This window comes from Acididesulfobacillus acetoxydans, from assembly GCF_902729405.1.
Lineage (GTDB): Bacteria > Bacillota > Desulfitobacteriia > Desulfitobacteriales > Desulfitobacteriaceae > Acididesulfobacillus > Acididesulfobacillus acetoxydans.
The window spans coordinates 2,130,557-2,145,950 of the sequence record NZ_LR746496.1 but is presented as its reverse complement, the minus strand read 5'-3'; the positions used below and the strand labels follow the sequence as shown (position 1 = coordinate 2,145,950).

Sequence of the window (15,394 nt, the reverse complement as noted above, 5' to 3'; positions counted from 1 at the left end):
TCAAATGTTTTTTTGCAGTTTAGCCCATATTATAACGGCGCATTTTCTCATAAAGCCAGGAGCGGGAAATCCCCAAGAGCCGGGCGGCCTCGGACTTATTGCCATGAACAATGGCCAATGCCCTGGCCAAGGATTCCTTGCCGATGGGGTCTTGATGACTTCCCGCAGGGAATGGTCTTTGTGGACTCCAGCCCTCGCTCCGAGATAAAACCCCTTTCACATTCCCTTCCCGCCGCGGCTCACGCAGATAAAGCGGCAAATCCTCTGCTTCCAGGCGGTCGGCGGCCCCCAAGTTCACGGAACGCTCCAGGACGTTTTTCAATTCCCGTACATTTCCCGGCCAAGCGTGTGCTTTAAGGATCATTTCTACCAAAGGCGACATTCCTTTAATCTCCCGGCCCGAGTCCAGGTTCAACTGTTCCAGAAAGACATGGGCGAGCGGAACGATATCTTCCGGACGGCGGCGCAAAGGAAGGAGATGGAAGTTTATGACGTTGAGCCGGTAGTAGAGGTCACGACGAAAGGTACCTTTTTCCACATTCCGCAACAAATCTTGGTTCGTGGCAGCTATAATCCGAACATCCACTTTCACCGTCCCGTTGCTCCCCAGTGGCTCAAACGTCCTGTTCTCAATCACGCGCAGAAGCTTGCTCTGCAGGTTGAGGGACATATCCCCTATCTCGTCCAGGAACAGGGTCCCCCCGTCGGCCTGCGCGAATTTGCCCGGCCTGCCCCCTTTTTGTGCTCCGGTAAAGGCCCCATTAACATAGCCAAAGAACTCCGACTCCAGGAGGTTCTCCGGCACGGCGGCACAATTGACCCTGACGAAAGGCCCCTTGCGTTTGGGGCTGGCATGGTGGATAGCTTCCGCGAAAAGTTCCTTGCCTGTTCCGCTTTCCCCGGTCAGGAGGATAGTGGAACTCCCCCGAGCCGCTGTCTCCGCGTCCTGCTTCAAACGAACCATGTCCGGATTTACGGTGACGATCCGGTTAAAGGTAGCCGCCTGCCGTTCAAGACCCTCTTTCTCCTTGTCACACCTTAGTTCTCCGTCCAATTCCGCTAAACGTTCCGCAACTTCTTTAACCTCCTCGATTTTTTGATAGACGATCTTGCCAACCACCCCGACAACTCTCCCTTGCCGCACGATGGGTATGCGGGAAACGATGTGGGGTTGTCCGCGGATCATCTGAATCTCGTTGGTTTCGGCCATACCGGTTTTCAAAGTTCTCAGCAAGCGGTTATTCTCAAGGACATCGTCAACCGGATGATGCAAGAGTTCCTCTTCTTCTTTACCGAAAAACCGGCAGGTTGCTTCATTGACCAAAGTAATCCGCCCCTGCTCATCGACGACAAATATGGCTTCGTAGGCGATGTTAATCACGGTCTTCAAAGTCTCGTACAGGCGTTTGGTTGTTTCTAACTCCAAGGCGATTTGCTCCAAATCGATTATGGCCTGAAAGGCAACGACTGCCCCTGCGCCCTTCCCCACCGGACTAATGTTGCAAAGAACTTTAACCCCTTTGATTTCAACCCGCACCCCGCTCACATGTTGCGCCGACTTAAGAACCGCACTGAGATCAAGTCCCGGACACACTTTGACCAAAGAGCATCCTTTAAGGGTTTCCTCGTTCACCCCGAGTATCCGGGCCCCGGCCGGATTTAGCCGTTCGATCCGGTCATGGGCGTCAACCACCATCAGCCCATGGGGCAACGCCGCATAAATGGAGTTTAACTTTGCCGCCATTTGCTCCGCTTCCTTGAACAAAGCCGCAATCATATTGACTTTCGTAAAGATTCCGAGAACTTTTCCCTCTGAATCCACCACCACACCCGTGCCGACCGGACTGAGCTTAACCCGGCGTTCTACTTCCGCATAGGGGGTATCTGCCTGAACCGTCACCACTCTAGACTCTACATAGCCGCTTAGGCTTTCCGAGAGCTGAGCTCCCGCGAGGAAAGCGTCCATAAGTTTAGCCTTGGTAAAGATGCCGAGCAACCGGCCATCCTTTCCGGTGACAGGCAGAGCGTCCAATTTAGCCCGTCTTAGCTGGGCAACTCCTTCTGCCAAGGTGTCATCTTGGTCAAGAAGCGGCACATCCCGGGTCATCATCTCACGCATGGACATTCGAATCACCTCACCTGCCCGGTTTATTCTCCCCGGGCGAGGCGGATTCCTCCTCTAAACGCAGCCTGCTCAATATTTCTCCGGTCTGTTCGCCAAATCCCGGGGGAGCGCTGTCCGGATATTCCTTTTCACCCTGAAATTTGAGCGGCCGGCCCGGTACTGTAACACTGCCTCCTCCCGGATGCTCGAAAGCGAGAAAGAGCTTGCGCGCTTTCACCTGGGGGTGCTCCGCTGTTTCCCCCGGTTCCAAAACCGGTTCGCAGCAGATATCCAAATTGCCCACAAAGCTGACCCATTCGGCTTGAGTCCTGGCACGAAAGATTTTCTCCACCTCGCGCCTGGCCGCCGGATCGCGGGTAAACTGTTTTTCGATCAGATCCGGCCTTTCCACCGCCGTGCAGAAAGCCTGCCAGAACTTAGGCTCCAGAGCAGCCAAGCTCATGTAGCGTCCGTCCGCCGTTTCGTAGACCGCATAACAGATATCCCCTCCGCTGAGAGGACCCTCTCCTCTTTTGAGCCCACCGCCGGCAGAAGCCAACTGCGCGTAGACCATCGCCATCCAGGAAACCACTCCGTCCAGCATCGAGACATCAACATGCTGACCTAAGCCCGTTCTTGCCCTGGCAATATGAGCGGTGAGAATGGCGATTACCGCCATGAGCCCTCCGCCGCCAATGTCAGCCACCTGAACCGCCGGAGGCACCGGCGGCCCACCGCGCGCCCCGTTAAGGCTCAGAGCCCCCGCCAGAGCCAGATAGTTCAAATCATGGCCGGAGCGCAGACGATAAGGCCCGTCCTGGCCATAACCGGAGATGGAGCAGAGAATCGTTGTCGGGTTGGCTCTTTGCAGCACCTGATAACCGAGACCTAACTTTTCCATCACCCCCGGCCGGAACCCCTCGACCACAATGTCATACTCCCGCAGAAGCTTGAGAAAATCCTCTCTCCCCTCTACAGTCTTTAAGTTGAGGATCACGCTTTTCTTGTTGCGGTTTAAGGTCCAATAATAGGCTCCATCCTGCGTACCCGGCAAATGAGGTTTCATCCAGCGTAGGTAATCCCCTTGCCAGGGATCCTCCACCTTGAGGACGTCCGCCCCCAGATCGGCCAGAATCTGGGTGGCATAGCCACCGGGCAGAAGCCTGGTGAGATCCAGAATGCGCATTTCCTCGAGCATCTTGTACATAAGCAAATTCCCTGGTCCTAAAAAGCTTACAACACCTAACAGCTGTTAGTTTTTGTCCGGCCGGCCACCCCCATGACCAGGTCTTCGCTCCTTCCGGATTTGATTTGCCCACTTTGGGAAGCGGACATTTGCGACAGGGGGACCTTGGTCCCGGGAGTTCCACCCGGACGGGAGAGCTGCGCTTAGCGGGCGCGGGGCACGGACTGATGAGAAACCTCCGAGATCCCCGTCCCGCGTCGTCCTCCAAGCGAAATCCTTTGGGCCTTGCCTCCCGCGATCTGCGCGATCTGTTAGATACGACCTACCGGTTATTCCCGCACTCCGGCTAAACGGGGTCACCTGCTTCACAAAGCAGGCTGCCTTAAGTCGTGCCAGACCGAACATAATGATTCCTGTTGAAAACGGGTCAGTCTGGCCTCAGACGGTTTCAGCCACGGGGGTGGTTGACATCAGAGCCCTAATCTCCGGGCAATGATCAACTTCATAATTTCCGAAGTTCCCGCATAAACGGTGTGCGCCCGCACATCCCGGTAGAAACGGGCGATGGGATATTCCTCCATATAACCGTAACCCCCATGCAGTTGAAGGCATTGATAAGCGACCCGGTTGGCCATCTCACCGATCCAGTATTTGGCCATAGAGACCTCACTCACGATTTCTTTCCCGTCCATATGGTCGGCGATAAGGTGTTCCATAAATACCTGCCCCAGCTCCACTTCGGTCGCCATTTCCGCGATCTTGAAGGCATTGTGCTGAAACTTCCCGATTGGCTGGCCGAAGGCCTCCCGCCTCTTGACATAGTCAATTGTATCGGTAAGCATTCGTCGGGCCAAAGACTGGGAAACAAGGGCCGAAACCAACCGTTCCTGCTGGAGTTTTTCCATCAGATAGGTAAACCCGCTCCCCTCTGCCCCCAAACGGTTCGCAGCCGGCACACGGCAGTTGTCAAAAAACAGCTCGGCCGTATCCTGACTGTGCAAGCCCAGCTTTTTCAATTTCCGTCCTTTCGCGAAACCGGGAGTTCCCTGCTCGACTACGATCAAGCTCAGCCCTTTGCTGGCAGGCACCGCCGGGTCCGTCCTGGCGACCACAACCACCGCGTCGGCCGAAAACCCGTTGCTGATGAACGTCTTGGAACCATTGAGAATATATTCCTCTCCCTCGCGCACGGCAGTGGTTTTGATCCCCTGCAGATCAGACCCGGCCCCCGGCTCCGTCATGGCAATAGCCAAGACCGTTTCCCCGGTGGCACAGCCCGGCAGCCACCGGGCCTTTTGCGCTTCGCTGCCGTAAGTGTCGATGTAGGGAGCAATGATATCGCTGTGCAACCCGACCGCAATTCCGATTCCGGCCGCGGAGAGTTCCTCATTAATGATGACCGAATAGAGAAAATCCGCACCGCCACCGCCGTATTTTTCCTCCAGCCAAGGACAGAGGTAGCCCTGCTCGCCTAAACGCCGCCAAACAGAACGCGGCATCTCTCCCTCTTCCTCCCACTTCTCCACCTGGGGGACCAGTTCCTTGGCGACAAATTTACGAAAGGACCGGCGAAATAATTCATGCTCCTCCCCGTAAAGAGTCATTTTTCTCCCTCCCCTGAAAAACAGATACCCGCGATCTTTGTAGGGTGCAAAGATAGGTTCCGGAGCAATCCCTACCTTGGCTGCATCCTAATGGCACCGTCCAGACGGATGGTACCGCCGTTCAGCATGGGATTTTCGATGATGCTCTTGACGAGCAGGGCGTACTCCTCCGGATAGCCGAGGCGGGACGGGAAAGGCACCGTCGCCCCCAGAGATTTACGGGCGGCTTCGGGCAGCGTCTCAAACATGGGAGTTTCGAAAAGGCCGGGGGCGATAGTCATAACCCGGATGCCATGACCGGCCAACTCGCGCGCCAACGGTAGGGTCATGCCCACGATCCCTCCCTTGGAAGCGCTGTATGCCGCCTGCCCAATCTGCCCCTCGAAAGCGGCCACGGAAGCGGTGTTGATAATGACTCCCCGTTCTCCTCCCGCTCCCGGTTCGTTAGCCGACATTTTTTCGGCCGTCAGACGAATCACGTTAAAACTGCCGATGAGGTTGACCTGGAGAACCCTCGTAAAGCTCTCTAGGGAATGAGGTCCTTGTTTGCCCAATACTTTCTCCGCCACGGCAATCCCCGCGCAGTTGACGAGAACCGTCACCCGGCCGAAAACTTCGCTCGCTTGCGCCAAGGCCCTTTGCACACTCTCCGCGCTCGTGACATCCGTGGGCTGAAAGAGCGCCCGATCCCCCACTTCAGCCGCCAGTTTTTTCCCGCGCTCTACGGCAAGATCCAGGATCACAGCCCGGCCCCCGTCGTTAATAACCCTGCGCACCGTCGCTTCACCCAGTCCCGAAGCCCCTCCGGTCACCACAGCGACCACTTGTTTGATATCCATATTCTCTCCTCCCGCAAAGTTTACTCATCGTTCTTTTTCTTTGCTCATCCTTCTTCTTTCTAGTGTATGGATCTTCGCTGCCTCGATAGTTCCTGCCGCTGCTCACTCCCTATGTTGGGAATTTACTACATTCAAGCTGCTATCCCTTTGCTCTTGTAAAAGTTCTTTCAGTAAAATTTCATCTATCATCTCTGCTACACCCTTTATTCTTGCGGATTCGAGGTTAAGCATTTCTTTCACGACTGAACCGAATACGGCAGAAAGAAGACATATGCTGGCTGTTATACTCATTGCCCTCAGAAAGAGAACAGCTAACAATTGGGAAGTGGTTGCTATTCTAAACCATGCCTGAAGAAAACCACTCCACAAGGGAATTGCCATGCCAATGAATGCTCCCCGACTTAACAACCCCGAGAACTTTCTATTCTCTGCTTCTTTATACACCCTATCCAAAACAAGCTGTATCTCATCCTTACCCCGAATATTCTTTTCCTCTAATTTTTCCTCCAATCTATTCTGTCTGATGTGATAAATGTTTTCTTTCCAACTTAATTCGCGACTAGCCTCAGATGCATATATCCTGTTGACCTCTTTAGTGTTATGGGTGTTCATGAATATCAGTGTTCCCACGTAGAAAACGACCGCCACCACTGTCAACCAAGCTGATCGCTCTAATGCCAATGAAAAGAAAAACATTACAATGGACACTATCATGAGAAAAACATACATTCGCCTACCTTTGAACTCTTTGTGCTTATAAAGCAGTCTCCAAATGCTTAAATCTTGTTCACAGTACTTAAATCTTGTTCACAGTATTTGATGAGTTCTCTAACCATATATTGTTCCTACACACCCTTCGATCAGGCAAAGATAACTGTTCAGTCAAGACCCGTGGTATCCCCCCTCTCAGTCTAAACGTTCCACAATCGTCGCGTTGGCCATGCCATGCCCTTCGCACATCGTTTGCAGGCCATAGCGCCCGCCTGTGCGCTCCAATTCATAGAGCATCGTGATCATCACTCTCGCGCCGCTGGCACCCAGAGGATGGCCAAGGGCAATCGCCCCGCCGTTGGGATTCAGCTTCCCCGGGTCAGCACCGGTTTCGGCCAGCCAAGCCAGGGGAACGGAGGCGAACGCCTCATTGACCTCAAAAATATCGATGTCTCTGAGGCTGAGTCCGGCTTTGGCCAAAACCTTAGCGGTCGCCGGGATGGGCCCCGTGAGCATGAGGGTTGGATCGGAGCCCAGCACCGAACGGGCCACAATGCGAAAGCGCGGTCTTAGGCCCAGCTCAGCCGCCTTGTCCCGCGACATGATGAGAAGCGCCGCCGCGCCGTCTGAGATCTGACTGGCGTTGCCGGCGGTCACTTTGCCATCTTCCTGGAAAGCAGGCTTCAGCTGCCCCAGTTTCTCCAGGCTCGTATTCCGGCGCGGCCCTTCATCCGTCTTCACCGGAGCCCTTGTGCCGTCCGCCTGAACCACCTCCACCGGCATGATTTCCCGTCCAAAACGCCCCTCGGCTTGTGCCCGTAGGGCTTTTTCGTGGCTCTCCAGAGAGAACTCGTCGAGCTGTTGACGGCTGAATCCCCACTGATCAGCAATCCTTTCCGCTGAAAGCCCCTGGGGAATGATCTCATAGCGGGAAGTGAGTTCCCGTGAGAGTTCCGTTCCTTTAACATTCGAGCCCATGGGCACCCGGGTCATGTTCTCCACTCCGGCGGCTACCACCACCTCCATATCCCCAGCCAGAACCGCCTGGGCCGCAAAATGAACCGCCTGCTGGCTCGATCCGCATTGCCGGTCAATCGTCACACCGGGAACGTGAAGCGGATAGCCCGCAATGAGTGCGGCCTGCCGCCCGATACAGAATCCTTGCTCCCCGACTTGGGAAACACAACCCATAATCACATCTTCAACCAAAGCCGGATCCACTCCAGCCCGTTTGACGACTTCCCGCAGCACGAGCCCTGCCAATTCCTCCGAACGCAGGTTGCTGAAAAAACCGTTTCGCCTTCCTACCGGCGTCCTCACGGCTTCTACAATCACCGCTTCCCTCATCCATTGATCACCCTTTCTTTTTCCATTGCATCTCACCTGCATCCCACTCAAACGGATTCAGTCCCGCATTTTCTCCAGAAGCGTGTCTGGGAGAACAGATCCACAACCCCTCTCAGACCGTCACAGTCCTCCCGCTGGCCACTTCCCGACCCAGCCCCGGCCTAGTCCCGGCCTGCTCCCCGCCCGCGTCCCCCCGCGTCCCAAAGATCCACCATATTTTTCCTGTTCACTTCCTCCCGAGCTTACGGTCACTCTTCGAAAATTACAATACGCCAAAATTGAAAAGCAATTTCCGTGCCAAATTGATTGAAAATGACGGCACAGTCCAGTGAAGCGCGAGGCGCACCCTGGTCAATCCTTCTCCCCAAGTCTTGGCCAGGGCGGCCTTTGCCTTTGCCGACCGTGTGCACTGGACAATGTTGTCCTGTCACAGGACAGTACACAAGACACCTACTCCTCGGGCTGACACAGCGAAAGATCGGCGCCATGTCAGACTCAGGCGGAAAAAGTGGCAGCCCCGGCTAACTCAGGGGGCATCCCAGACTTGGCATAAGTATTGCAAATATTCAGCCATCGTGAGGCAGGCAGTTTTCCCCGACCCTCTTTTCCGCCTGTCAACCACCCTCCTTAACACCTTAAATGCGTGGTCGAAGTGCAGGCTAGGGGAAAATCGGAGTCTTCTGCTGAGCTTTATAAACTATGTGCGAGGAGAGATTTAAGCATGATGGCCTACGACCTGACACTGCGGGCGCTCCTGGAGCGGGCCGCCACACTTTTTCCCAAGAAAGAGATTATTTCCCGTGACTACTCGGGAACCTTTCGCTACACGTACGGGGACTTTTACAAACGAGTCCTGCGCCTGGCTAATGTGCTGAAGGATCTGGACCTCAGTAAAGGAGACCGAGTGGCCACACTGGCCTGGAACCACCATCGCCACCTTGAGCTTTACTTCGCCGTGCCGCTCAGCGGTGCCGTCCTCCACACCCTTAATCTGCGCCTGGCTCCGGACCAGTTGATTTACATTATCAACCACGCAGAAGACAAAGCCCTCTTTGTCGACCAGGATTTGCTTCCCCTCCTGGAAAGCATTCGGGCGCAACTACCGACAGTAGAACATGTTGTCGTGATGTCGGACACAGAAGAGATACCGGCGAACAGCCTCGAAAACCCCCTTTCCTATGAAACTCTGTTAGCCGCAGCCGGCGAGAACATTGCTTTCCCAGACCTAAGCGAATGGGATCCTGCCGCCATGTGCTACACCACCGCCACCACAGGAAACCCGAAAGGGGTCGTCTATACCCACCGGGGCCTGGTCCTTCACAGCTATGCGGCTTCCATCCCGGATTCGTTGGGTCTCAGGGAAGCGGACCGCGTTCTTCCTTTTGTGCCCATGTTTCACGCCAACGCTTGGGGACTCCCCTTTGCCTGCACTTGGTTAGGTGCCACCCAAGTCTTCCCCGGCGCCCGGCCCCAGGCTGAGGACATTTGCCAAATGATCGAGAAACACCGAGTAACTATGGCCGCCGGCGTACCCACCATATGGATGGCAACGTATCCCCTGTGGGCAAATGGTCAATACGACCCGTCCAGCCTGCGTGAGCTTGTTTGCGGCGGTTCCGCCGCACCGAAATCTATGATTAGGAATTATCGAGAAAAACTTGGACTGTCCGTCCTGCATGCCTACGGTATGACCGAAACCACCCCCGTCGCTCTCGTCTCTCGGCCCAAGAGCAGTATGGCCGATTGGACTGAAGAGGAAAAATACAATATCGCCGCCAAACAGGGACTGCTCGTTCCGGGTTTGGAAATGAAAGTGGTCAGAGAAGACGGCCTGGAGGTCCCTTGGGATGGCAAAACCATGGGCGAGCTTCTGCTCCGCGGACCTTGGATCGCTAAAGAATATTATAAAGATCCTGTGCGCAGCCGGGCGGCTTTCGCCGGAGGCTGGCTCCACACCGGAGATATCGTCACCGTCGATCCGGAAGGATATGTTGCCATCGCCGATCGGAGCAAGGATCTGATCAAGAGCGGAGGAGAATGGATTTCCTCACTCGATCTGGAAAATACCCTTATGGGCCACCCAGCGGTGTTGGAAGCCGCTGTCATCGCCATACCTCACCCAAAATGGCTGGAAAGGCCTTTAGCCTGTGTCGTCCTCAGACCGGAATTCGCAGGGCAAGTGAGTCAGGAGGATATTCTGGATTATCTCAAAGGAAAGGTCCCCAAGCTCTGGCTGCCTGACAGGGTAGAGTTCTTAGAGACCATCCCGCGTACAAGTGTGGGGAAATTTTATAAGCAAGCCCTGCGGCAACAGTTCTCAGAAAGCAGCGCGGAAAACGAGAACAGCGAGAACAACGAGAGCCAATAGACACCACCAAAAGTACCGGCATAACACGCAGTGTTTGTGTTTAAAACTGTGAAATACAAAACACCCCGGAATACACCGGGAGAGGAGGGTCTTTCATGTTTCAATATCCCCCGCTCACTCCAGAAGAACGGGAACATTATGATCTGCTCAATGAAGAAAATGTCCGTTTTCTGCGTCGACGCTATAATCACATCAACCGTTGGGTCGTGGCCGATATCTCCCGGCGAAGCGCTTACCGGTATCCGGATAAACCTGCCTTGATTTACCGCAACATAACCCTCTCTTACCGTCAGTTAGAGGAAGAATCCAACCGGGTAGCCAATGCCCTAATCGCGTTGGGCCTGAAAAAATATGATCGGATAGCCATACTGGCTCACAACACGATAGACCATGTCCTGACCTGGCTGGGTACGGCCAAAGCGGGAGGGGTGTACTTAGCGGTCAATTACCTCCTGCGGGGCAAAGACATTGCCTACTGTCTCAACCATTCGGAAGCAACGGTTTTTATTGTTGAAGATGCTCTTTACGATTTGGTCAAAGATATCCTAGGCGAAATACCGACGGTCAAAACCTTGTTCTGGTCACGGCAGGGGAGCGGTCAGGAAGTGCCCGCGGGTTTCTCCGACTTTGAAATCTGGTACAGGCAATACACCGCTGCCGAACCTGATGTGGAACTGCAGATTGAAGATCCGGTCCAGATGACTTATACCTCCGGAACGGAAAGCCTGCCGAAAGGAGTAATTCTAAGCAATCAATCTCTTCTGGCTGAGTATACGAGCTGTATTATTGACGGTGAATATACACGCCATGACGTAATTCTCAATGCTTTGCCCATTTACCACTGCGCCCAAAGGGATGTTTTTCTCACCCCCGCTTTCATGGTAGGCGCGACAAATATCTTAATGTTTAATCCTAATGTAAAAGAAATTATGGAGAACATCGTCAAATACCGGGTCACAATATTTTTTGCTCCACCCACCGTTTGGATTAGCCTCATGCGTCATCCCGAGTTTGAAAATTTCGATCTGAGTTCAATCGCTAAAGGATACTATGGGGCCTCGATCATGCCGGTAGCGGTCCTAAAAGAAGTTGTCCGGCGGCTGCCCGGCTGCCAGAGGTTCTATAACTACTATGGCCAGACAGAACTGGGGCCTTACCACACCATGCTCAGACCCGAAGACATGCTGACCAAGCCAGGTTCAGCGGGAACAGCCGGTTTGAACATGGAATCACAGTTGGAAGATCTAGAGCACCGGGCACTTGCCCAACCCGGCATCCCCGGTGAAATCTGCGGGCGCGGCCCCCATGCCATGCTGCTCTATTTTAAGGACCCGGACAAAACAGAAAAGACCTTTGAGCACGGTTGGTTTCACAGCGGGGATATCGGCATTTTGGATGAAGATCGCTATATCACGGTCATTGACCGCAAGAAGGATATGGTAAAAACAGGCGGTGAGAATGTTCCCGGCCGTGAGGTGGAGGAGATTATTTACCAGGATGGCCGTGTGTCGGAAGTTGCCGTCATCGGTCTGCCGCACGAAAAATGGGTGGAAGCAGTGACAGCCCTAGTCGTGCCTAAACCAGGCAACAATGTCAGCGAAGAAGAGATTATTCAACTTTGCCGTGAAAACTTGCCGGCCTTCAAAGTTCCCAAAGGGGTGATCTTCCTTCCTGAGCTGCCCAAAACGCCGAGCGGCAAGATTCTCAAACGGGATTTGCGCAGCCTTTATGCGGCTCACTATCTCGAACAAAAGAAAGCGAAAGACTTGGACTGACTACTCGTTCCATGGATTAGTGGTGCCGCTATGCGGCACGGGGACCTGATAGGGCAAAAAGACAGAGTGATAAGCCCTATGCTCTCACTTCCGTCTTCCGGCACGTCCCCACTCCAAATAAGACAAATAGACCGTCACCCCGGCAAAAACCAAAATCCACAGCTTATAGATGACGTAGACTTTAATGATCGTGAGCACCATCATGACCAGCGCCAGTACGGCCGGAATACCCACCACAAGTAAGAGTCCCCTGCCTTTAAACCTCTTGCGCAACGAAGGAGAAGAAAAAACGAAGATGAAAACAATGAAGTAGAACAAAAAAGTGGTAATTGACATGTCTTGCTTCCTCCGTTACCAAAAGGATTTAAAACTAGCAAAAGGATTAATAACCGCCAGAAATTTAGCGCTATAAAAACCTTGCTTCTGCTTAAACTAGAATTGTCCCACGGATGATAATGTCTCAAAGCAAGAGTCCCAAAGCAGATGGAAGGAAAGGAGATGCTTCATTTATGGCTCGTAATTCTAACCGCAACGCCGGCATCCTGCCCCAATCTGTCTTGGACGATTTTAAATGGGAGGTCGCCAATGAGCTCGGGTTAACCGAGAAAATTCAAAGCCAGGGTTGGGCCAACATGACCTCCAGAGAATGCGGCCACGTGGGTGGACGAATCGGCGGCAGTATGGTCAAAGCCATGATTCGTAGGGCTGAAGACTCCCTCAAGGGCGGTACCCTGTAAGGACTGCATTTCACCCCCTCGTCCTGTTGCTCCACCCCCTATGGTGCCACTTTTTCTAGCCCGTGTCCAGCCGAAAAAGAGAAATCAGAGAGGGTATTGCGCGCCGGATGGTAAAGGACTTTCACAATCAGTCAAAGAAAGAGGAGTGCGGCAAAACTGTACTCCTCTCTTTACAATTTTTAGTTCTTCATATCCTCTATTCAGTGACACTCCACTACGGCTAAAGCCCTGCCGCTTGTTTTCTAACCCATCCAACCTCTCCGGCCCTACGGCTGTAAAGAGAGGCTGAAGGCGCGGATTGAAGACATCTGCCCAATATTGATAAAAGGCTCGCTTGAGAAAGCGAGCGCGTAAGACTCACCTCTCACTCGAACGTTCCGGCTCCCCGTCCCTGCCATTCCTCGAGTTTTTTATAGTCCGTCAGGTCGCTGTGCATCGGGGTTACGGTCACATACCCGGCATGGATTGCGGCCACGTCAGTATCCGGATCCGTTTCCGGGATCAGCGTTCCTCCCTGCCAAAAATAACGGCGGCCATGCGGATCCAGACGACTTTCAAACACGTTTTCGTAAACGGCACGGCCTAAGCGAGTGACACGCACACCTTTCCATTCGTCCCCCGGCGAACCGGGAAAATTGACGTTGAGCAGACCGGTGGAAAAGCGGGCGGTAATATTTGTCACATGCTTTGCCAGCCACCGGGCCGCCGGCTCAAAATCCGTGAAATCAAAACTCGCCAAAGACGCCGCGATAGCCGGTATACCGGCCAGCACGCCTTCCATAGCAGCCGCTACGGTGCCCGAGTAAAAAATGTCCGTGCCCAAATTCGGCCCCTGGTTAATCCCGGAAATGACCAGATCCGGTTTAGGGACAATCCCCCCCTCGACGGCCAGTTTAACGCAATCGGAAGGAGTTCCTCGTACGGCATAGCCGTAACCGGAACCGGAAAGCGGGTGCTCTGTCACAAAAAGCGGGTCAAACAGAGTAATGGAATGACCGCTGGCAGAGCGCTGACTGTCGGGGGCAACGATGGAAACCGTATCTTCGGGACTCTTAACCATTACTTCAAAGAGGGTCTGTAATCCGGGCGCAAAAAAACCGTCGTCATTTGTAAGCAAAATCTCCATGGTGACCCCTTTATCCAATCGTAAGACTCCCGCTTCTGCAAGTGGGAAGTCATCTTCACCGCACAAGTATTCTTTGAAAGCTTGCGGTTCGGCGATAGTGTCCACAGGACACTATCGTGATGTTCAGCTTCTGCTAAACCAGTTCACTCACCTATTCCACTTCGTAAATCGAGATGGTCATCCTGTCATCTTTCTTGGACAGCCCAAACATGACATGGTAATCTTTTAAAGACTTGTTAAGAAAGTCCACGACCTTGTACAATTCCGGGTTGGCAGATAGTTTTTGTGTTGCGATTAAGGCCAGTTTTCCGCGGACCTCATCCCTTGAGGAATGTCCCATACTTTCATCCATCGACTATCATCCAATCTTCAATCAATCTTCCTGCAGACCGGAGCACTGGCCCTCTACGCTTTACCAAAAGCGGGAAGCTTCTCGGTGAAGTTCCGGGGTTCGCTTCCCACCTCCCGCCTCGTCGACCATTACCCTGAACTTATAGTCGGCTATGAACCTACAGTTGACTGCGCTCTGATGGGTCCTCGCTCCAAAGCTGCAACATCCAGACTCTTACGCCTAAGCCTTGTCCTCTTTCTCGCACAACTTGCTCTGACTCCAGAATACTCCGAAGGCTGAAGGGATTGCCCTGTTATACTTCGATGGCTCCAAGTCCCTGAAATATTCCCGGTCAAGCGAGGTTTTACCGTTCCGTCCTTCAGGGACGGTTTCCGTGAATCAAAGCAAAACCTTCCGCCCGAGTGACCTCACTGCTCTTGAAGATCCCGCGTACAGCGGATGTCAGTGTCTTCGAGCCGGGTTTTTTCACGCCGCGCATGGTCATGCACATGTGTTCGGCTTCAATGACCACCAACACCCCGCGCGGCTCCAACATCTTCATAATAGAGTCCGCTATCTGGGAAGTCAACCGTTCTTGCAACTGCGGGCGCTTGGAATACCCCTCAACCACCCTCGCCAATTTGGAAAGTCCGGTAATCTTGCCTTTGCGCGGAATGTAAGCCACATGCGCAAAACCGTAAAACGGAATTAAATGATGTTCGCACATAGAGTAAAGCGGAATATCTTTGACAATCACCATCTCTTCATGATCCTCGGAAAATTGCACTTTCAGGTGTTCACTGGGATCCTCGTGCAATCCCGAGAAAACTTCCTCGTACATTCGGGCCACTCGTTTGGGTGTATCCACCAGTCCTTCCCGGTCCGGATCCTCGCCAATCCCTTCCAAAATCATCCGCACCGCTTCCTCAATCTTTGCCATATCCATGTTGTCAACATCTCCCTTTTTTCTGCCCTTTTCTCTCCGAGACCCCGCCGCGTACGCCCCCAACGGCCGGACGGCTGACGGCAGACGGAGCCCGGTCGGCTATATCCACTCAGTGATAAATTGTTACATTTTAGATTCCATTCTAACATTTTTGGCCCCAAAAGCAAACTGCCTTTGACGCCGCGCGCCACTTGGGCGACCGGTTGCCTCAAAAAAAGAGCGCCTCGCCGCGCTCCCGTGAAATCTTTTTATATGAAATGTTAAAATGAAGTCAAAATGTAAATAATAGCAAATCGTGCGCCCTGTGAAACGCAACTTTT

At 53.4% G+C, this 15,394-nt stretch carries 13 protein-coding genes; 3 read left to right on the top strand and 10 right to left on the bottom strand.

Annotation, left to right across the window (positions count from 1 at the left end; genetic code table 11):
* Positions 1-19: 19 nt before the first annotated feature.
* The 6 genes from MNU25_RS09440 to MNU25_RS09415 form a co-directional block, all read right to left on the bottom strand.
* A complete protein-coding gene (locus MNU25_RS09440) occupies positions 20-2,125 on the bottom strand; it encodes a sigma 54-interacting transcriptional regulator (protein WP_240984847.1) in 2,106 nt (701 codons plus the stop codon).
* Between the two features lie 10 nt (positions 2,126-2,135).
* On the bottom strand, positions 2,136-3,311 hold the full coding sequence (locus tag MNU25_RS09435) for a CaiB/BaiF CoA transferase family protein (protein WP_240984846.1): 1,176 nt from the start codon (positions 3,309-3,311) through the stop codon (positions 2,136-2,138).
* Between the two features lie 449 nt (positions 3,312-3,760).
* Entirely contained in the window at positions 3,761-4,894 is a 1,134-nt protein-coding gene (locus MNU25_RS09430) for an acyl-CoA dehydrogenase family protein (protein WP_240984845.1), read from the bottom strand.
* A gap of 71 nt (positions 4,895-4,965) precedes the next feature.
* On the bottom strand, positions 4,966-5,733 hold the full coding sequence (locus tag MNU25_RS09425; protein WP_240984844.1) for a 3-hydroxyacyl-CoA dehydrogenase: 768 nt from the start codon (positions 5,731-5,733) through the stop codon (positions 4,966-4,968).
* Positions 5,734-5,835: 102 nt separating this feature from the next.
* Positions 5,836-6,363 (bottom strand): hypothetical protein, encoded by a 528-nt coding sequence (locus MNU25_RS09420; RefSeq protein ID WP_240984843.1) that lies wholly within the window; start codon positions 6,361-6,363, stop codon positions 5,836-5,838.
* A 276-nt stretch (positions 6,364-6,639) separates the two neighbouring features.
* On the bottom strand, positions 6,640-7,791 hold the full coding sequence (locus MNU25_RS09415; protein WP_240984842.1) for a thiolase family protein: 1,152 nt from the start codon (positions 7,789-7,791) through the stop codon (positions 6,640-6,642).
* A gap of 721 nt (positions 7,792-8,512) precedes the next feature.
* Here MNU25_RS09415 and MNU25_RS09410 point away from each other — a divergent pair.
* Complete coding sequence (locus MNU25_RS09410; protein WP_240984841.1) at positions 8,513-10,159, top strand: long-chain fatty acid--CoA ligase; 1,647 nt, start codon at positions 8,513-8,515, stop codon at positions 10,157-10,159.
* Between the two features lie 95 nt (positions 10,160-10,254).
* A complete protein-coding gene (locus MNU25_RS09405) occupies positions 10,255-11,934 on the top strand; it encodes a fatty acyl-CoA synthetase (RefSeq protein ID WP_240984840.1) in 1,680 nt (559 codons plus the stop codon).
* 84 nt (positions 11,935-12,018) lie between these two features.
* On the opposite strand, the gene MNU25_RS09400 is transcribed toward MNU25_RS09405, so the two are convergent.
* Complete coding sequence (locus MNU25_RS09400; protein WP_240984839.1) at positions 12,019-12,270, bottom strand: hypothetical protein; 252 nt, start codon at positions 12,268-12,270, stop codon at positions 12,019-12,021.
* A 173-nt stretch (positions 12,271-12,443) separates the two neighbouring features.
* Here MNU25_RS09400 and MNU25_RS09395 point away from each other — a divergent pair, with 173 nt between their 5' ends.
* Positions 12,444-12,671, top strand: a complete 228-nt coding sequence (locus tag MNU25_RS09395; RefSeq protein WP_240984838.1) for an alpha/beta-type small acid-soluble spore protein — start codon at positions 12,444-12,446, stop codon at positions 12,669-12,671.
* A 364-nt stretch (positions 12,672-13,035) separates the two neighbouring features.
* Here MNU25_RS09395 and surE read toward each other — a convergent pair whose 3' ends face one another.
* From surE to folE, 3 genes are all read right to left on the bottom strand, one after another.
* On the bottom strand, positions 13,036-13,797 hold the full coding sequence (surE, locus tag MNU25_RS09390) for a 5'/3'-nucleotidase SurE (RefSeq protein ID WP_240986790.1): 762 nt from the start codon (positions 13,795-13,797) through the stop codon (positions 13,036-13,038).
* 151 nt (positions 13,798-13,948) lie between these two features.
* On the bottom strand, positions 13,949-14,149 hold the full coding sequence (locus tag MNU25_RS09385) for a YpmA family protein (RefSeq protein ID WP_240984837.1): 201 nt from the start codon (positions 14,147-14,149) through the stop codon (positions 13,949-13,951).
* A gap of 358 nt (positions 14,150-14,507) precedes the next feature.
* Positions 14,508-15,074 (bottom strand): GTP cyclohydrolase I FolE, encoded by a 567-nt coding sequence (gene folE, locus MNU25_RS09380; RefSeq protein WP_240984836.1) that lies wholly within the window; start codon positions 15,072-15,074, stop codon positions 14,508-14,510.
* Positions 15,075-15,394 lie beyond the last annotated feature (320 nt).